This is a genomic window from Mesorhizobium sp. dw_380 (assembly GCF_018588885.1).
Lineage (GTDB): Bacteria > Pseudomonadota > Alphaproteobacteria > Rhizobiales > Rhizobiaceae > Mesorhizobium.
Genome location: NZ_JAFFIW010000022.1, coordinates 13,741 through 32,890, shown reverse-complemented (window position 1 = coordinate 32,890; position 19,150 = coordinate 13,741). Strand labels below are relative to the sequence as shown.

General features: G+C 63.3%; 16 protein-coding genes. 14 read left to right on the top strand and 2 right to left on the bottom strand.

The features are described 5' to 3' along the window. The first annotated feature begins 27 nt into the window (after positions 1 to 27). The 6 genes from JT360_RS20725 (at position 28) to gnd (ending at position 5,869) form a co-directional block, all read left to right on the top strand. Positions 28 to 930, top strand: coding sequence for a GntR family transcriptional regulator (locus JT360_RS20725; protein WP_214473608.1), 903 nt, complete (start codon positions 28 to 30; stop codon positions 928 to 930). A 139-nt stretch (positions 931 to 1,069) separates the two neighbouring features. Further along, positions 1,070 to 1,426, top strand: coding sequence for a DUF2946 family protein (locus JT360_RS20720; protein ID WP_214473607.1), 357 nt, complete (start codon positions 1,070 to 1,072; stop codon positions 1,424 to 1,426). Positions 1,427 to 1,524: 98 nt separating this feature from the next. After that, positions 1,525 to 2,061: a copper chaperone PCu(A)C gene (locus JT360_RS20715; RefSeq protein ID WP_214473606.1), complete on the top strand. Its 537-nt coding sequence runs from the start codon at positions 1,525 to 1,527 to the stop codon at positions 2,059 to 2,061. A 35-nt stretch (positions 2,062 to 2,096) separates the two neighbouring features. Next, positions 2,097 to 2,615, top strand: a complete 519-nt coding sequence (locus JT360_RS20710) for a YcnI family copper-binding membrane protein (RefSeq protein WP_214473605.1) — start codon at positions 2,097 to 2,099, stop codon at positions 2,613 to 2,615. Between the two features lie 88 nt (positions 2,616 to 2,703). Then, entirely contained in the window at positions 2,704 to 4,308 is a 1,605-nt protein-coding gene (locus JT360_RS20705; RefSeq protein ID WP_214473604.1) for a copper resistance CopC/CopD family protein, read from the top strand. 133 nt (positions 4,309 to 4,441) lie between these two features. After that, the gene (gnd, locus tag JT360_RS20700) at positions 4,442 to 5,869 is read left to right on the top strand and encodes an NADP-dependent phosphogluconate dehydrogenase (protein WP_214473603.1); all 1,428 of its coding nucleotides are present in this window, start codon (positions 4,442 to 4,444) and stop codon (positions 5,867 to 5,869) included. Here the strand turns inward: gnd and JT360_RS20695 are convergent. Next, the gene (locus JT360_RS20695) at positions 5,866 to 6,924 is read right to left on the bottom strand and encodes a LacI family transcriptional regulator (protein ID WP_214473602.1); all 1,059 of its coding nucleotides are present in this window, start codon (positions 6,922 to 6,924) and stop codon (positions 5,866 to 5,868) included. The genes gnd and JT360_RS20695 overlap by 4 nt on opposite strands. Before the next feature lie 406 nt (positions 6,925 to 7,330). On the opposite strand from JT360_RS20695, the gene JT360_RS20690 reads away from it, so the two are divergent. The 8 genes from JT360_RS20690 (at position 7,331) to JT360_RS20655 (ending at position 15,558) form a co-directional block, all read left to right on the top strand. Beyond that, positions 7,331 to 8,587, top strand: a complete 1,257-nt coding sequence (locus tag JT360_RS20690; RefSeq protein WP_214473601.1) for an ABC transporter substrate-binding protein — start codon at positions 7,331 to 7,333, stop codon at positions 8,585 to 8,587. A gap of 190 nt (positions 8,588 to 8,777) precedes the next feature. Next, complete coding sequence (locus JT360_RS20685; RefSeq protein ID WP_214473600.1) at positions 8,778 to 9,674, top strand: carbohydrate ABC transporter permease; 897 nt, start codon at positions 8,778 to 8,780, stop codon at positions 9,672 to 9,674. Next, the gene (locus tag JT360_RS20680) at positions 9,671 to 10,606 is read left to right on the top strand and encodes a carbohydrate ABC transporter permease (protein ID WP_214473599.1); all 936 of its coding nucleotides are present in this window, start codon (positions 9,671 to 9,673) and stop codon (positions 10,604 to 10,606) included. Before JT360_RS20685 ends, JT360_RS20680 begins: the two co-directional genes overlap by 4 nt. Further along, complete coding sequence (locus tag JT360_RS20675) at positions 10,606 to 11,706, top strand: ABC transporter ATP-binding protein (protein ID WP_214473598.1); 1,101 nt, start codon at positions 10,606 to 10,608, stop codon at positions 11,704 to 11,706. Before JT360_RS20680 ends, JT360_RS20675 begins: the two co-directional genes overlap by 1 nt. Positions 11,707 to 11,745: 39 nt before the next feature. Next, entirely contained in the window at positions 11,746 to 12,492 is a 747-nt protein-coding gene (locus JT360_RS20670; RefSeq protein ID WP_214473597.1) for a sugar phosphate isomerase/epimerase family protein, read from the top strand. An 11-nt stretch (positions 12,493 to 12,503) separates the two neighbouring features. Continuing rightward, positions 12,504 to 13,646, top strand: coding sequence for a Gfo/Idh/MocA family protein (locus JT360_RS20665; RefSeq protein ID WP_214473596.1), 1,143 nt, complete (start codon positions 12,504 to 12,506; stop codon positions 13,644 to 13,646). A 132-nt stretch (positions 13,647 to 13,778) separates the two neighbouring features. Then, entirely contained in the window at positions 13,779 to 14,825 is a 1,047-nt protein-coding gene (gene mgrA / locus JT360_RS20660; RefSeq protein ID WP_214473595.1) for an L-glyceraldehyde 3-phosphate reductase, read from the top strand. 328 nt (positions 14,826 to 15,153) lie between these two features. Then, positions 15,154 to 15,558 (top strand): Fur family transcriptional regulator, encoded by a 405-nt coding sequence (locus tag JT360_RS20655; RefSeq protein WP_214473594.1) that lies wholly within the window; start codon positions 15,154 to 15,156, stop codon positions 15,556 to 15,558. 240 nt (positions 15,559 to 15,798) lie between these two features. On the opposite strand, the gene polA is transcribed toward JT360_RS20655, so the two are convergent. Continuing rightward, positions 15,799 to 18,750: a DNA polymerase I gene (polA, locus tag JT360_RS20650; protein WP_214473673.1), complete on the bottom strand. Its 2,952-nt coding sequence runs from the start codon at positions 18,748 to 18,750 to the stop codon at positions 15,799 to 15,801. Positions 18,751 to 19,150: the final 400 nt, after the last annotated feature.

Here is a 19,150-nt window from a genome sequence, read left to right as displayed (position 1 = left end):
GCAAGCGTCGGCTGAATGGGTCAGGGGATGTCGAAGAGCAACAACGTCTACAAGGACGCCTACAACCGCTGCCTGCGGCTGCTCGATGAAACGCGCAGCCTGCCCTCGGAGCCTGAGTTGGGCACGCTGCTCGGTGTCAGCCGCACGACCGTGCGAAGCATCCTGGCGCGCATGGAGGAAACCAGGCTGATCACGTGGAACAAGCGCGCCAAGACGGTGCTTCGCGACCCGGTTCCCGACGATTTCTTCCCCGAAGAAGAGACCGACACGCTGGCCGATATCATCGAGCGCTCGTTCATGCGGCGGCTGCTCGCCAGCGGCGCCGAGGCCGGCATGCAGATCAACGAGCTCGAACTGGCGCGCGAGATCGGCGTCGGCACCACCAGCGTGCGCGAGTTCCTGATCCGCTTCTCGCGCTTCGGCCTGATCGAGAAGCGCCGCAACAGCCATTGGGTGCTGAAGGGTTTTACCCGGGCCTTCGCGCTCGAACTGACCGAGATCCGCGAAATGTTCGAGCTGCGCTCGGCGGCTGCCTTCGCGGCCCTGCCGCAGGACAGCCCGGTCTGGGCCGATCTCAACGGGCTGGAAGACGAGCACCGTCTGTTGGCGCGCGAGATCGCCACGCGCTTCAACGAGTTTTCCGAGCTGGACGAGCGTTTCCACCGGCTCATCCATCGCGCCTCGCGCAACCGCTTCATCGTCGATTTCTACGACGTCATCGCCATGATCTTCCATTACCATTACCAGTGGAACAAGGCGCAGGAACGCGAGCGCAATGAAGTCGCGGTCGGTGAGCACCTTGCCTATATCGAGGCGCTCAAATCGCGCGACCTTGGCAAGGTCGATGCCGCCTGCCGCAAGCACTTGAAGTCGGCGCGCCAGACATTGCTGACGTCGATCCCCGAAAACCGCTTGCCGCAAAAATCCTGAGCTTGCCGCGTTGCCGCAGGTGTCGATTTCGCGATTTTCGACCTGCCGCTGCCGTGATAGGTATCTTTCCAGGATTGCTTGAAGAGGCGGATGGTTTGAACAGGCAAGTCATTTGAACAAGAGGGGCAGATGCTGGAGCATGCCGGCCGCGCTTGTCGCGGCCTGTTTGCTGCTGCTCCCGTCGACGCTCGGTGCATTTGCCTTCGGCACCGGCCCGAATGCCGCGCAGCTTGACGCTTTCGGCAACGTCATCTGCACCCGCGATGGCGCCACCCAGCTTCCCGGCGGCGACCAGCGCCCGTCCCATCTGCCGGCCTGCTGCACGCTTGGCTGCGGCATGTTTTCATCGGCCTTTGCGCCGCCGGCCGATGCCGGACTGGCCCTGGGCAGCCTTTCCTTTGAGACGGTCGCGTTCGTCTTTCCGGCGAGCATTCATCTCGGCTTCGCGCGCGAACGCTCGCCGTCGAACCCACGCGCGCCGCCGCTGGCGGCCTGAGCCTGCTTGCCCGGCGGAACTTTTCGCGGGCGCATCCATCCAAAGATCAAAACGGCTCGCGTCCGGCAACGGCGCGATCATCACTTCATGGAGCAACCATGTCCCATTCCCCTGTAGCGGCGGGCCTTCCGTTCAGCCGCATTCTGTCTCGCTTCCAGGAGCATCTCGGCATTGTCGCGCTGGCTCTTGCGATCATGCTCGCCGGCGCCCAGACTGTCCTGGCGCATGAATTCAAGATCGGCGATTTGGAGATCGAGCACCCCTGGTCGCGCGCCACGCCGGCCGGCGCCAAGGTGGCCGGCGGCTATTTCACCATCATCAACAAGGGCAGCACACCGGACCGGCTGCTGTCGATTTCCTCCGACGTCTCCGAAAAGGCCGAGCTGCATGAGATGGGCGTCAAGGACGGCGTCATGACCATGCGGCCGGTTTCCGGCGGGCTGGAAGTCCCCGCGGGCGCCAAGGTGGCGCTGGCGCCCGGCGGCTATCACCTGATGTTCATCGGCCTGAAGCGGCAGCCCAAGCAAGGCGAAAAATTCGCCGCCACGCTGACCTTCGAAAAGGCCGGGGCGGTGACGGTCGAATTCGCCGTGCAAGGCATCGGCAGCGCGGCGGCCCAAGAAGACAACGATTGAACCGGCCATCGTATCAAGATTCTAGAGGGACCATCATGAACAGATATCTTTTGGCGGCCGGCGCGATCCTCGTGCTGGGGACAAATGCCGCCTTCGCGCACATCACGCTCGAAACCCAGGAAGCGGCCGTCGGGTCGACCTACAAGGCAGTGCTACGCGTGCCGCATGGTTGCGACGGCAAGGCAACGACCGCCGTGCGCGTGCAGATCCCGGAAGGGGTGATCGCGGTCAAGCCGATGCCGAAGCCGGGCTGGACGTTGCAGACCAAGAAGGGCAAGTACGAAAAATCCTATCAGCTTTATGGCCAGGCGGTGACCGATGGGGTCAAGGAAGTCGAGTTTACCGGTGGCAACCTGCCGGATGAATTCTACGACGAGTTCGTCTTCCGCGCGACGCTGACGGCGGATTTGCCCGTCGGCCAGAAGCTCTACTTCCCCGTGGTGCAGGAATGCGGCGACGCCGCCGAGCGCTGGATCGAGATTCCGGCGGCGGGACAGGATGAAGACGCGCTGGAAAACCCGGCGCCCGGCATCAAACTCACACCGAAGAAATGATCTCCGGCGGCGCGCTCTGTTCGCAAAGTGCGCCGCCAGTTTCGATGGCGAGGACATGAACGCGATATTCCGATTTCAGAGGGCCGTTATGGCCAGCAAAGGCATCGGCTGGGCCGCCGGCGGGCTGCTCGCCGTGCTCATGGCGCTCATCGTGTTGGCTTCGGCAAATCAGGCCTTTGCCCATGCCGCGCTGATCAAGACCGATCCGGCCGACGGCGCGGTGCTGGCACAGGCTCCCGCCCAGTTCTCATTGACTTTCAGCGAGCCAGTCTCGCCCTTGGTGCTGACGCTGGTGAAGCCCGATGGCACGCCGGTACCGCTAACCTCCTTCCGTCTGACCGACCAGACCGTCGAGATCGACAATCCACAGGTGCTCAAGTCCGGCACGCATGTGCTGAGCTGGCGCGTCATTTCCGCCGACGGTCATCCCGTCGGCGGCTCGCTGCTTTTTTCCGTCGGCGCGCCGAGCGAGCCGCCCGCCGTGTCCGAAGCGGTCGACTGGCCGCTGCGGTCGGCGATCTGGATCGGCAAGGTATTTCTCTACATAGGCCTTTTCCTCGGCGTCGGCGGTGTCTCCGCCCTTGCCTGGCTGGCCGGACCTGGCCGCGCCGGTCAACGTTTTGTCTCCGCCGCGATCCTGTGTGGCTTGGTGGCGGCGCCCCTGTCGCTGGGCTTTCAGGGTCTCGATGCGCTCGGCGCGCCGCTTTCTCATCTGGCGCAGCCGGTGATCTGGCGAACCGGGCTCGGCACCAGCTTCGGCTGGACGGTGCTGATCGCCCTGATCGCGCTGGGGCTCGGCCTGCTGTCTCTGGCCGGGCCGCGCTGGGCCGCCAGGCCATTTGCCCTTGCGGGGCTCGCCGGTGTCGGTGTCGCGCTCGCCGCCAGCGGCCACGCCAGCGCGGCGGAGCCGCAATGGCTGACGCGGCCGTTGGTGTTCGTGCATGGCGTCGGCATTGCCTTCTGGGCCGGCGCACTGATACCGCTCGGGCTCGCGCTGAAGCGTCAAAAGGCCGGTGCCGTTGCCTTCCTGCGCCGCTTCTCATGGACAATCATGCCTGTCGTGGCCGTGCTTGCCGCGGCCGGCATCGTACTCGCCGTCATCCAGGTGCAGACGCCAGCGGCGCTGGTCAACACCGCCTATGGCAGGCTGCTGCTGGTCAAGCTCGCCCTGCTGGTCTTCCTGTTCACTCTGGCCGCCGTCAATCGCTGGAAACTGACCACCTCGGCCGAAGCTGGCGCGACGGAGGTGCAGCGCCGGCTCACCCGCTCTATCGGCGTCGAAATGTTGATCGTGCTGGCGATCTTCGGCATTGCCGCGGGCTGGCGCTTCACGCCGCCGCCGCGGGCCCTGGCGATCGCCGCGGCGCAGCCGGTCTCCATTCACATCCATGCGCTGCAGGCGATGGCCGATCTCAGCATCACGCCCGGCCATGCCGGGGCGGTCGCCGCCTCGATGATCATCATGACCGGTGACTTCGGACCGCTCGACGCCAAGGAAGTGACGCTGGTGCTGTCGAAACCCGATTCCGGCATCGAGCCGCTGAAACGCGCGGCGACCAAGCCCGGCGACGGCAGCTGGCGTGTCGACAACCTCGTCATCCCGGTTCCCGGCCGCTGGACGGTGCGCATCGACATCCTGGTCTCGGACTTCGAGATGGTGAAGATCGAGGCGCCGGTGGACATCAGGCCGTGAGGCCAAGCACCTCGTCGCAACACAATTCGGCGAGGCGGTTGACGCGGCCCGAAACGCCCGTCAATCATCTGGGCAAGAATGGTATCGCCGCAAATCGCGGTTCAACAGGCGATCCGAAAGCAGGGAAGAAACGATGGAAAAAGCCGAAATCGGCCTGATCGGCCTTGGCACGATGGGCTCCAACCTGGCGCTCAACATCGCCGAACACGGGCACCGCATCGCCGTCTTCAACCGCACCAAGGCCCGCACCGACGCTTTCGTCGAGAATGCCGGCGCGCTCAGGGACATGGTAGTCCCCTGCTACAGCCTGGAAGAACTCGCCGCCGCGATCCGGCCGCCGCGCCCGATCATCATCATGGTGGTGGCCGGCAAGCCGGTCGACGAACAGATCGAAGCCCTGCGCGGCGTGCTGTCTGCCAATGATATCGTCATCGATGCCGGCAATGCCAATTTTCGTGACACGATGCGGCGCTTCTCCGAGCTGTCCGGCTCGGGCCTGACCTTCATCGGCATGGGTGTGTCGGGCGGCGAGGAGGGTGCACGCCACGGGCCATCGATCATGGTCGGCGGCACCGAAGAGTCCTGGAAGCGCGTCGAGAAGGTGCTGACCGCCATCTCCGCCAAATTCAAGGATGAACCTTGTGCCGCCTGGCTCGGCACGGACGGTGCCGGCCATTTCGTCAAGACCATCCACAACGGCATCGAATATGCCGACATGCAGATGATCGCCGAGATCTACGGCATCCTGCGCGATGGGCTGGGCATGGGGCCGAAGGAGATCGGCACGGTATTTTCCAACTGGAACAAGGGCCGGCTCAACTCCTACCTGATCGAGATCACCGCCAAGGTGCTCGCCGCCGACGATCCGAAGACCGGCAAGCCGGTGGTCGACGTCATCCTCGACCGTGCCGGCCAGAAGGGCACCGGCAAATGGTCTGTCATCGAGGCGCAGCAGCTCGGCATTCCGGCGACCGCGATCGAGGCGGCGGTAGCGGCGCGCGTGCTGTCGTCGATCAAGGACGAGCGGCAGGTTGCGGAAAAGGCCTATGGCAATATCGGCGTGACGAAGATTTCGGGCGACAAGGACGCGTTGCTGAAAGACCTCGAACTTGCGCTGTTTGCCGGGAAGATCGCCGCCTATGCGCAAGGCTTCGCGGTGATGAGCGGCGCCTCGAAGGAATTCCACTGGAACCTGCCGATGCCGACCATCGCCAAGATCTGGCGTGCCGGCTGCATCATCCGCTCGCAGATGCTGGACACGATGGCCGAGGCCTTGGGCTCCGGCGGCGCGTCCACCAATCTTTTGATGGCACCTGCCTTCATTACGATGATGAAGGAGGCGCATCCGTCGCTGCGGCGTATCGTGGCCAGGGCTTCCGAGGCCGGCGCGCCGGTGCCGGCGCTGTCTTCGGCGCTTGCCTATTTCGACAGCTACCGCCAGGGCCGCGGCACCTCGAACCTGATCCAGGCGCAGCGCGACTTCTTCGGCGCGCACGGCTTCGAACGCATCGGCGAGCAAGGTGCGTTCCACGGCCCCTGGGGCAGCGGCGCGGCGGGTTAGCTCGATCCGTCTGAACGCCGGTAGGCCAGGACCTCGCCCGGTACGCTGAGGCTTTGCAGCGAACCGGGTGCGGCGCCGCCGATCCAGCCCAGCACGGCGCGGGCGAGCTCGGAGCCCGCCAGCCGGAAGTTCTCGTTGACGATCAGCAGCTCCGGCCGGAACAGGTGCAAAAGGTCCGACGACTGTTTGGAGACGATGTCGACGTCGCGGCCAAGCTTGAGGCCGGCGTCCTCGATGCCGGCGACGAGCGCGAGCGTCGCGGCGGCGGCGCTGCTGACGAAGCCGTCCGGCCTGATATCGCGGCGCATCAGCTGCGCGGTCCTCGTCCTGATCCGCTCGATCGAATGGTCGATCGATACGGTGCTGAACGGGATCTCGCTGGCGCCGACCTCGCTCAGCGCATCGGCAAAACCATTGACCGTGTGGCTGTGATAGGTCAGCCCGACGGGCGGTGAAAGCAGAGCGAGCCTGCGGCGGCCGTTGCCGGCCAGGCTCCGCACGGCCTCCGCCGCGAAGGCGTAATTGTCGAAATCATGATAGGGATGAACCAGCCCCATTTCGGTGCGGCCATGCGTGGCAAAGGGAATGCCGCGCTCCAGCATGTAGCGGGCCCTGGCATCGTTCGGCTGCGTGCGGGAGATGATGACGCCGTCGGCGGAGCCTGTCTCGACCAGATAGCGTATCGGGTCGAGCGGATCCTGCGAGCGCGAATAGGGCGTGACGATCAGATGGTAGGGCGTGTCGGCAATGACCTCCGAGACGCCATAGATGATGTCGGAGACGAAACTCATGATCTCCTGCTCGGTGTTGAGCACGAGGCTGATGACATTGGTCTTGCCGGTGCGCAGGCGCACGCCGGCGCGGTTCGGCCGATAGCCGATCTGCTTGGCGACGAGCTGGACGCGGCGCCTGGTTTCGGCGCCGATTTCGGGGGCATCCTTCAAGGCGCGGGACACGGTGGTGACGCCGAGCCCGGTCATGAAGGCAAGCGTCTTCAGCGTTGGCCGTTCCTTGGCCGACGTCTCGTCGTTCTTTTCCGTACGCCGTTTGTCCATTCGTCCCGCCCGTCAGGCGCATAGCAGTCGCAGGGCGGGTCGGCAATCGCCACGATTTGCGGCGTTGCACAATTTCAAACCCGGCGAAGCTGGCAATATACTGAAACGTTACAGATTGCCAATCTCGATTGCCAGATGGCGAATGGGCAGGCGGACACGGGGTCGTGATTTCTCTTGAGAATATAAGGCGAAGCGTCCCCCCGGCGCTCATTTTGCCGACTTCCGGGGTAGAACGGTTTGTTTTGCACTGCGATGGCTCATATTGCGGCGCACAACGAGGTGATCGGCAGTGTATTTTATTCGCGGCTCGAAAAAATATCGGGCGGGCCGCCTGCCCAGGGTTGCGTCGTCCCTGCAATTGCCTTATCCAAAATCTGTAACGTTTCAGATTCTGGGAGGAACCGAAATGCGATACAGGATTTTGACCGCTGCGCTGGCAGCATCGGCCGCGCTGCAGTTTGGCGGCCCAGCCAGGGCCGCGGACCTGGAAGTCATCCACTGGTGGACGTCGAAGGGCGAGTCGGCTGCGGTCTCGCAGTTCGCAAAGGCCTTTGACAATGACGGCCATGGCGACAAGTGGGTGGACAGCGCGATTGCCCTGGGCGAAACCGCCCGCTCGACCGTCATGCAGCGCGTGCTCGGCGGCGATCCGCCCGGTGCGGCCCAGTTCAATCCCGGTCGGCAGTACGAGGAACTGATTTCGGGCGGCAAGCTGCTCGACCTCACCGACATCGCGACCGCCGGCAAGTGGGATCAGGTCATTCGACCGAAGGCGATCGGCAGCGCCTGCCTCGTTGATGGCCACTGGTGGTGCGTTCCGGTCAACATTCACTCGAATTACTGGGCCTGGTATTCCAAGCCGGTGTTCGAGAAAGCCGGCGTGCCGGAGCCGAAGAGCCTGGCCGATTTCATCGCGGCGGCGCCGAAGATCAAGGAAGCCGGCTTCATTCCCTTCGCCATTGGCGGCGACGGAAACGGCTGGCAGATCCAGTTGCTCTTCCAGGACATGGTCACCGAGGCTCTCGGTGTCGCCAAGCGTGACGAGATGTATACCAAGAAGAGCGCCGAAATCGCCGGCGGCCCCGAGATGAAAGGCGTCTTCACGCAGTTGAGGGCGCTGAAGCAGTTCACCGACAATGGCTACGCCAACCGCAACTGGAACGACACCACCAATCTGGTGATCACCGGCAAGGCCGGACTTCAGGTGATGGGCGACTGGGCGCGCGGCGAATTCGCGGCCGCCGGCATGACCGGCGTCAAGGATTTCGGCTGCATGATCGGCCTGAACGAGGCCAAGCCGGTGGTCAGCACCGACGGCGACATCATCGTGTTTTTCAAGCAGAACAATCCTGATGTCGAGGCAGCGCAGAAGCGTCTTGCCGCACTGCTCATCAGCCCGGAGGTGCAGGTCGCCTTCAACAACGCAAAGGGGTCCATGCCGGTGCGTGGCGATGTCGACATGTCGACGGCCGATCCGTGCATGCAGAAGTCGCTGAAAGCAGTGGAAGACCCGGCCAACATCGTCACCGCGACGAACCGGTTCATCACCGAGAACACCAACCAGCAGCTCAATGAACTCGTCGCGCAATTCTTCGCCGACGACTCCATGACAGCTGACGACGCCACCGCGAAGTTCGCCACCATCATCGGCAATTCCGACTAGGAGCCGATCAGCATCCGAGGCGCCGCATTTGCGGCGGCGCCTCGGCCTAACTCGCTCGCCAAGCAAGAAGGCTTTGTCGGCGAGCTGACAGTCGCCGGAACGGAAGCCGTTGCGGTTCGGAATCCGGCGGTGCGGACTTGCGCGCCGGCAGATGGCCCGGCGTGTCGGTAGAAGCGGAGAAAAACGGACGATGCAGAGGAGTTGGAGGCGGAGATTTCACCTGCCCGCCGTCATCGGCACGATACCGATGATTCTCGTTGCCGTCGGCGTGTTCGTGATCGGCATCGGCTTCTCGGTGCTCTGGTCTTTCACCAGCTCGAAGCTCTTCCCAACCTACGATTTCGTCGGCCTGGCGCAGTACAGGCGCCTTTGGGCCGACAGTCGCTGGTTGGTCTCGGTCAACAACATCTGGTTCTTCGGCTTGATGTCCATCAGCTGCAACATGGTGTTCGGCTATCTGCTCGCCGTTTTCATGGACCAGCGCATCCGCCAGGAAGACCTGTTCCGCTCGATCTTCCTCTATCCTTTCGCCATGTCGCTGATCGTCACCGGCCTCGTATGGCAATGGGTGCTCGATCCCAATCTCGGCCTGCAGGCGGCAATGCGCAATCTGGGTTGGTCGAGCTTCAGCTTCGCCCCCCTGGTTGACGCCAACACCGCGATCTACGCGCTGGTCGTCGCCGGCATCTGGCAGGGCTCGGGCGTGACGATGGCGATCCTGCTTGCCGGCTTGCGCGGCGTCGACGAGGAGATCTGGAAGGCGGCAAGGGTCGACGGCATCCCGACCTGGCGCACGCATTTGTCCATCGTGGCGCCGATGATGAAGGGTGCCTTCGCCACCGCCTTCGTTCTGCAATGTGTCGGTGTGGTGCGCGTCTATGATCTGGTCATTGCCATGACCGGCGGCGGTCCCGGCATCGCCACCTCGATGCCGGCGGTCTATGTGATCCAGCTCATCACCGTCCGCCAGAATGTCGGCCAGGGCATGGCCGCGGCAACGATGATGCTGCTGCCGGTGCTGGTCGTGCTGGCCTTCAGCGGACTTGTCCTGTGGCGGCGAAATCGCCGGCAGGAGGCGCGCGTATGACCGCCGCCCAGATTACCGCAATTCAACCCGTCCAGGACGCGCAGGATCAGACCGGCGTGGCGCCCTTCGGGCCGAAACCGCGGCACGTATCGCCTGGCCGTATCGGGATCTACGTATTCCTGGTCATTGCTGCTCTCTTCTTCCTCATCCCGGTCTACATCATGATCGTCACATCGCTGAAGGGGATGCCGGAGATCAGGCTGGGACATCTTTTCAGCCTTCCGGCCGAGCCGACCTTCCAGCCCTGGGCCGACGCATGGCTCCATGCCTGCACCGGCCGCGACTGCAACGGCCTGAGCCCGGGCTTCTACAATTCGCTGAAGATCACCGTGCCGAGCGTGATCATCTCGATCATCTGCGCGTCGATCAACGGTTACGCGCTGACCTTCTGGCCGTACAAGGGCGCCAATCTGCTCTTCGGCTTGCTCGTCTTCGGCGCCTTCGTGCCCTATCAGGTCGTCATCTATCCGCTGATCATCGGGCTGAGCTCGGTCGGGCTGTTTGCGACCCTTCCCGGCATCATCATCGTCCACACGATCTTCGGCATGCCCATCCTGACGCTGCTGTTCCGCAATTTCTACGCGGCATTGCCCGTCGAGCTGTTCAAGGCGGCGCGGGTCGACGGTGCCGGGTTCTGGCGCATCTTTTTCTCCATCATGCTGCCGATGTCGGTGCCGATCACCGTCGTCGCCATCATCCTGCAAGTCACCGGCATCTGGAACGACTTCCTGTTCGGCATCGTGTTCGCCGGCCGGTCCAACTGGCCGATGACGGTGCAGCTCAACAACATCGTCAACACCACGACCGGCGTGAGGGAATACAATGTCAACATGGCGGCCACCATTCTGACGGCGGCGGTACCTCTGATCATCTACTTCGTCTCCGGAAGATGGTTCGTGCGCGGCATTGCCGCCGGCGCGGTGAAAGGCTGATGGATATGGCGCAAAACGGTACCAGCGTATCGATCCAGGATCTGTCGCTGAATTTCGGCGCGGTGTCAGTTCTGAAGACGCTCAATCTCGATGTCGCCCAAGGCGAATTCGTCGTGCTTTTGGGTCCTTCCGGCTGCGGCAAGTCGACCTTGCTCAACTGCGTCGCCGGCCTGCTCGATATCTCTGAAGGTCGCATCTTCATCAAGGGCAAGAACGTCACCTGGGAAGAGCCGAAGGACCGGGGCATCGGCATGGTGTTCCAGTCCTACGCGCTCTATCCGCAGATGACGGTGGAGAAGAACCTGTCCTTCGGCCTGCGTGTCGCGGGCCTGCCCAGGGACGAGATCGTCAAACGCATCGCGCGCGCCGCCGAGATCCTTCAGATCGAGCCGCTGCTGCAGCGCAAGCCCTCGGCACTTTCCGGCGGCCAACGCCAGCGCGTGGCGATCGGGCGGGCGCTGGTGCGCGATGTCGACGTCTTCCTGTTCGACGAACCGCTGTCCAATCTCGACGCCAAACTGCGCTCGGAACTACGCGTCGAGATCAAGCTGCTGCACCGCAAACTGCAGAACACCATGATCTATGTCACCCACGACCAGATCGAGGCGATGACGCTCGCCGACCGCATAGCGGTGATGAAGGGCGGCGTCATCCAGCAGCTCGATGCGCCGCAGACCATCTACAACCGCCCGGTCAATCGCTTCGTCGCGGGCTTCCTTGGTTCGCCGGCCATGAACTTCGTCGAGGGGCGGCTGGAGAAGCACGGTGACGGCTGGTCCTTTGTGGCCGAAGATCTCAAGATTCCACTCGGCACTTATCAGTTCGACGGGCAACCGGAAGCCGGCCCAGCCGTGTTCGGCATCAGGCCCGAGCATGTCAGCCTGAACAGCGGCACGGGCTGGCCGTTCTCGACATCGGCCAATGTCGAGGTGGTCGAGCCGATGGGTTCCGACACGCTGGTGTGGCTGAAGCTTGCCCAGCAGAAATTCAGCGTCCGGGTCACCTCGGAACGCACGCCCCAAAACGACGAGGCGGTGACGCTGGGCTTCGACCCGATGCGCGCCTCGCTCTTCGACGCCGAAACCGGCGGCCGCATCTAACGCCGAACAACCATCCCCCAAGCAAAACGGACAGAGACGATGAACTGGTCATTCCAACTTTACAGCGCCCGCAATTTCCAGCCCTGGGAAGGCGTGCTCGCCACACTGGGCAAGCTCGGGTACACCGAGGTCGAAGGCTTCGGCGGCGTCTATGACGATCCCAAGGCCTTTCGCGCCGAACTCGACAAGAACGGCCTTTCCATGCCGACAGGGCATTTTTCCATCGACGCGCTGGAGAAGGATTTCGACGGCGTGCGCAGGATCGCCGAAGCGCTCGGCATCAAGCTTTTGATCTGTCCCTATCTGATGGCCGAGGACAGGCCGTCCGATGCCGCCGGCTGGCGCGGTTTCGGCGAGCGTCTGGCGAAGGTCGGCGAGGTGGCGTCGAAGGCCGGCTACGGCTTTGCCTGGCACAACCATGATTTCGAGTTCAAGGCACTCGCCGACGGCTCGGTGCCGCAGGATCATATCCTGTCTTCCGCCCCCGGTATCGGCTGGGAGATGGACCTCGCCTGGGTGGTACGTGGCGGCGCCGATCCGTTGCCCTGGATCGAAAAGCACGGCAAGCGCATCGTCGCCGTGCATGTGAAGGACATCGCCAAGCCGGACGAGGGGCTGGATGAGGATGGCTGGTCGGATGTCGGCTACGGCACGATCGACTGGGCCGGACTGATCAAGGTGCTGCGGGCCAAGAGCGCGGCAAAATACTTTGTCATGGAACAGGACAATCCCAATGATATCGAGCGCTTCGCCCGTCGTTCGATCGCAACCGTCAAGAACTACTAGGAATAATGAGCATGGCAAAGAAACTGGGTATTGGCGTCATCGGCTGCGGCAACATCTCGAAGGCGTATTTTTCGCTGGCGCCGCTGTTTCGCGGCATCGAGATGCGCGCCTGCGCCGACATAAACATGGACGTGGCCAAGGCGCGGGCGAAGGAGTTCAAGCTGCGCGCCGAGACCGTCGAGAACCTGCTCAAGGCCGATGACATCGACATTATCGTCAACCTGACGATACCGGCCGTGCATTATGAGGTATCGAAACAGGTGCTCGATGCCGGCAAGCACGTCTATTCGGAAAAGCCGTTCGTGCTGTCGCTTAACGAGGGCCTGGACCTCAGGGCGCGGGCGGAAAAGAAGGGGCTGCGCATCGGCTCGGCGCCCGACACCTTCCTCGGCGGCGCGCACCAGCTGGTGCGTGAACTGATCGATGAGGGAAAGCTTGGCAAGATCACCAGCGGCACATGCCATGTCATGGGCCATGGCATGGAACACTGGCATCCCAATCCGGATTTCTTCTTCCAACCGGGGGCAGGACCGGTGCTCGATATCGGGCCGTACTATATCACCAATCTGATCCAGCTGATCGGACCGGTGAAGCAGGTGGCGGCCTTCGCGACAACCCCAGTCAAGGAGCGGACGATCAGCTCAAAGCCGCGCGCGGGTGAAAAAATCCCGGTCAACACGCCGACCACCATCCACGGCCTGCTGGAATTCGAGAACGGCGCCGTGGTGACGCTGAACACCAGCTGGGATGTATGGGCTCACGGTCACGCGCCGATGGAACTCTACGGCGAGGCGGGCACGGTGTTCGTGCCGGATCCGAACTTCTTCGGTGGCGACGTGCGCTTCACGCAAGAGGGCAAGCCGGTCAAGAAGCTGCCGAAATGGAAACACCCGTTTGGCGTGCCGAACGAGATGCATGGTCAGGGCATGATGGCCAACTACCGCACATCAGGCCTCGCCGACATGGCGCTGGCGATCGCCGAGGGGCGGCCGCACCGCTGCTCGATGGAACTGGCGCTGCATGCCGTCGATGTGATGACCGGCATCCTGCGCTCCGGTGAAACCGGCAAGTTCGTCGCCATGCAGACCACTTGCGAGCGGCCTGCCGCCCTTGGCGTCAAGGCGGCCAAGGAGCTGCTGGCGAAGGCAAAGTAGGCGCAGGATTATCGATAATTTTGATTTGACCCTCTCCCCGTTCGGCCGGGGAGAGGGTAAGGAGGGGCGCGGACACTGTCATCGGTCGACGATGACCGTGCCGCCTTCCGTTCAAATTCGAGGATTCTTGTCATGCCCTACATCCCTGCCGAAAACCGCTACGAGACGATGATCTACAACCGTTGCGGACGGTCCGGCCTCAAGCTGCCGGCGATATCGCTCGGGCTGTGGCACAATTTCGGCAATGACACGCCGCACCGGACCAAGCAGGCGATCGCCCGCAAGGCCTTCGATCTCGGCATCACCCATTTCGACCTCGCCAACAATTACGGGCCGCCGCCCGGTTCGGCCGAGACCGCCTTCGGCAAAATACTGCGGACGGACTTCGCCGGTTATCGCGACGAGCTGATCATCTCGACCAAGGCCGGTTATGAAATGTGGGCCGGTCCTTACGGCGAATGGGCCGGGCGCAAATACATGCTGGCCAGCCTTGACCAGAGCCTGAAGCGTATGGGGCTCGACTATGTCGACATCTTCTACTCGCACCGCTTCGATCCCGACACGCCGCTGGAAGAAACCATGGGGGCTCTCGACCATGCGGTGCGCTCGGGCAAGGCGCTCTATGCCGGCATCTCGTCCTACAATTCGCAGCGCACCCGCGAAGCCGCCGACATATTGAGGCGGCTCGGCACGCCGTGCATCATCCACCAGCCGAGCTATTCGATGCTGAACCGCTGGGTCGAGGAAGACGGCCTGCTCGACACGCTCGAGGGGCTCGGCGTCGGCTCGATCGTGTTTTCGCCGCTGGCGCAAGGCATGCTGACCGACAAATATCTCGGCGGTATTCCCGAGGGCAGCCGCGCCTCCCAGGGCAAGTCGCTGAAGACCGCCTTCATCAACGACCGCACCATCGCCAACATCAGAGCGCTCAACGCCATCGCCGGCAAGCGCGGCCAGACGCTGGCGCAGATGGCGCTGGCCTGGGTGCTGCGCAAGGGCAAGGTGACGTCGGCGCTGATCGGCGCCAGCCGGCCGGAGCAGGTCGAGGACTGCGTCGGCGCCCTGAAGGTGCTCGACTTCAGCGATGCCGAATTGGCCGAGATCGACAGCTACGCGCGCGAATCCGACATCAATCTGTGGGCGGCCTCCGCCGAGCGCAAAGGTCCGCCGAGGAAATAGGATCGCCTTGGCAAGCCGGCAAACAAAACGGCGGGACATCTCCCGCCGTTTTCATGTGAAAGCACCCGACCTGGCATCGTGCCAGGAGGTGTTGCCGGTTCGGCGATCAGATCTCGTGCCTTGTCGAAACGGCGCGCGATCGGTCACAAAATCGAAGCCACTTCCGCCATTAAGCCCGCCATCACCAAGGTGCCGGCACGTTACTGGTTGCCCTTGGACAACAACAGAAGAGTAGCAAAGAGGACGGTTCGTCGCTATCTGAATGGGATCAGGCCGTTTGCATGCGCAAACAGGCCTGGGGATGGCGCACGACAGTTGGAACGGGACCATGGCGGCAAGGGATGTGCTGACGAAAAACCAGTTGTGCGTGCTCGAAAAACTCGAGACCGCCAGCGGGCCGCTCAGCGCCTATACCTTGCTCGATCAATTGCGTGAGCGCGGTTTCCGCGCGCCGCTGCAGGTCTACCGCGCCCTCGACACGCTGGTGAAATCCGGCTTCGTGCACCGGCTGGAAAGCATCAACTCCTTTGTCGCCTGCGCCGAGCCGCACGACCACAGCCACTCGATGACCGCCTTCGCCATCTGCGACACATGCGGGCAGGTGACCGAAATGTCCGACCACGACGTCGACCACCGGCTGAACGAATGGGTCCATTCGACAGGCTTCGCCGCCAAGAAGGCGGTGATCGAATTTCGCGGGACGTGTGCGAAGTGTTTGGCGCAAGCGGCCTAAAGTCAATCGTGAAGAAACCGTCGATGCCGCAGGGACAGCACCCCCCTCTGTCCTGCCGGACATCTCCCCCGCAAGGGGGGAGATTGGCAGCTCCAGCGCTGCGCTCATTCCTGCAACGTTAGGGATTGGCGAAACCAAAAATGACATCCGATCTCCCCCCTTGCGGGGGAGATGCCCGGCAGGGCAGAGGGGGGTGTGAAGGAACGCGACCTGGCCCGCCGCGGGCGCCCCCATCAAATCCTAATGCGCCTCATCCCAGTTGTTCGCCGCTCGCGCGTCGACGTGCAGCGGCACCGACATCGATACAGCCGGCATCGCCGCGTTCTCCATGACGTGGCGTACGATGGGGATCGTTGCCTCGACTTCCGCCTCGACCGTCTCGAAAATCAGTTCGTCATGCACCTGCAGGAGCATGCGGGCTGACAGCTTCGCCTTCTCCAGCGCTTCCTCCATGCGCACCATGGCGCGGCGGATGATGTCGGCGGCGGTGCCTTGCAGGCGGGCATTGATCGAGGCGCGTTCGTTGAACGCGCGGATCGAGGGATTGGACGACCTGATATCGGGATAGTGGATGCGGCGGCCGAAGATCGTTTCGACGAAGCCGTGCTCGCGGGCATAGGCCTTGGTCTCCTCGATATAGTCGCGGATGCCGGGGAAGCGCTCGAAGTATTTCTTGATGTAGTTGCCGGCTTCCTCGCGAGGGATCGACAGCTGGTTGGCGAGGCCGAAGGCCGAGATGCCGTAGATGATGCCGAAATTGATCGCCTTGGCGCGACGGCGGACTTCTGATGGCATGCCCTCGACGGGCACATTGAACATTTCCGAGGCGGTGATGGCATGGATGTCGGCGCCGTCGGCGAAAGCTTGCCGCAATTGCGGGATCTCGGCGACATGGGCAAGCACGCGCAGCTCGATCTGGCTGTAGTCGGCCGAGACCAGCCGGTTGCCCTTGTCGGCGATGAAGGCGGTCCTGATCTTGCGGCCTTCGGCGGTGCGCACCGGGATGTTCTGCAGGTTCGGGTCGGAGGATGACAGCCGGCCGGTCGTCGTCGCGGCCAGTGCGTAGGAGGTGTGAACGCGCCTGGTGTCCGGGTGGATGAAGCCGGGCAGCGCATCGGTGTAGGTCGATTTCAGCTTGGTCAGCTGGCGCCAGTCGACGATCTTGCGGGGAAGTTCGTGGCCTTCGGCGGCGAGGTCTTCCAGAAGCTGCGCCGAGGTCGACCACTGGCCGGTCTTGGTCTTGGAACCGCCGGGCAGGCCCATGCGGCCGAACAATATATCGCCGAGCTGCTTCGGCGAGCCGATGTTGATGCGCTCGCCGACGAGCTGGTAGATTTCCTCTTCAAGCCGGGCGGCACCCTGCGCCAGTTCGCCCGACAGCCGCGACAGGATCTGCCGGTCGACGGAGATGCCGCGCTGTTCCATGCGCGCCAGCACCGGCACCAGCGGCCGCTCCAGCCGCTCATAGACCGAGACCAGCCCCTTGGCGGCAAGCCGGGGCTTCAGCACCAGCCAAAGGCGCAGCGTCACGTCGGCATCTTCGGCGGCGTGGGCGGTGGCCTTGTCGATGCCGACCTGGTCGAAGCTGACCGAGTTTTTTCCGGACCCGGTCACGTCCTTGAGCTGGAGCGGGGTGTGACCAAGCCATTTTTCGGCAAGCGCCTCCATGCCGTGACCATGGGGGGTGCCGGCATCGAGCACGTAGGAGATCAGCATGGTGTCGTCGAAAGGCGCAACATCGATGCCGTAGCGGCTCATGATGACCAGATCGTATTTCAGGTTCTGTGCGATCTTGAGGACCGATTTGTCCTCTAGCAGCGGTTTCAGCTCCGCCAGCGCCTCGCGAAGAGGTATCTGGTTTTCGAGCGCGCCGCCGCCGAGCAGGTCGCCGTTGCCGCTCTTGTGGGCGAGGGGAACGTAGGCGGCGCGGCCGGGTGCCGTGGCCATTGCCAAGCCGATCAGTTCGGCCTGCATCGGATCGGCTGACGTCGCCCTGACGTCGAAGGCGGCGATGCCAGTCTCGCGCGCCTCGGCGACCCATGCTTTCAAGGTCGCTATGTCGCGAATGCATTGATAGGCCGATATGTCGATCTTGCGGGTGGCCGCACTCTCCAGCCGCAGCGCTGCGAGCAGGGAAGGGGTGTCGCCTTGTTTTGACTTCTCTGCGGTCCCGGCAGCCTCGTCAGGCTCGGTGCCGGCGGCACTTCGGGCAACTGGTGGTGCTCCGGCCCCGACATCGGGGCCATGCGCGCTGTCGGCGCGTTCGACGGTCACCGCGACGGCCTGGACGTCGCCGGCCTCCGTGCTGGTCGCTTCAGCCACGCGGCGGATCAGCGAGGTGAATTCCATGGTTTTGAGGAAACCGATCAGCTTCGGCCCGTCCGGCGCATGGAGGACGAAATCGTCCAAGCCGTCGGGCACTGGCACGTCGTTCTTCAGTGTCACCAGCTGGCGCGAGATGCGGGCCTTGTCGGCGTTGGCGATGATCGATTCCCGCCTCTTGTCCTGTTTGATCTCGCCGGCGCGGGCCAGAAGTCCGTCAAGGTCGCCGAACTGCTCGAGCAGCTGCGCCGCCGTCTTCGGCCCAATGCCGGGCACGCCGGGAACATTGTCGACGGAGTCGCCGGTCAGCGCCTGCAGATCGACCATCTTCTCCGGTGGCACGCCCCATTTCTCGACGACCTCGGGGATGCCGATCTGGCGATCCTTCATCGGGTCGTACATGCCGACCGTGTCGCCGACCAGCTGCATCAGGTCCTTGTCGGAGGAGATGATGGTGGTGTCGCCGCCGGCCTCGCAGGCCAGCCGGCAATAGGTGGCGATGAGATCGTCGGCCTCGAAGCCTTCCATCTCTATGCAAGGAAGGTTGAACGCCTTGGTCGCCTGGCGGATCAGGCCGAACTGCGGGATCAAATCCTCGGGCGGCGCCGAACGGTTGGCCTTGTATTCGGGGTAGAGATCGTTGCGGAAGGTTTTCGAGGAATAGTCGAAGATGACCGCGAAATGCGTCGGCACAATGCCTACATCGGTGTTGCGGGCATCCTGCATCAGCTTCCACAGCATGTTGCAGAAACCGGAAACGGCACCGACCGGCAAGCCGTCGGACTTGCGGGTCAGCGGTGGCAGTGCGTGATAGGCTCGGAAGATGTAGCCGGAGCCGTCGACAAGGAAGAGATGATCGCCTTTTTTCATGCCGGCAGGGATAGCGCGGCGCGATGGCTTGGTCCATGCCAAAGACATCGCCAGCTATCGGTTCCGTCAACACCCTGACAGATCGGGGTTAGACAGGCCCGCTCACGGTCACGTTACAAAAGTGTAACGTTGGTGCCCTTGAATCGCCACGTTCACGGACCCAAATACACGTCATCGGCAATTTTCGCCGAAGTCCGGAGCAAGGCCCGTCCCCCGCCTATCCCGGACAACTGCGGCAGCCTATCCCCCCTCTCCGGGCTGCCGCAACGTTTCGAGTAAAAGGCCGCCGTGGTTCCCCCTCCACCACGGCGGCATTTTTTTGGCCCATGGTGGCCGTCTCGCATCGTGGTCCAATGGTCCCGGGCTTTTCGTTTCGCCGCGCTGCCTTTACGGTTCCGGC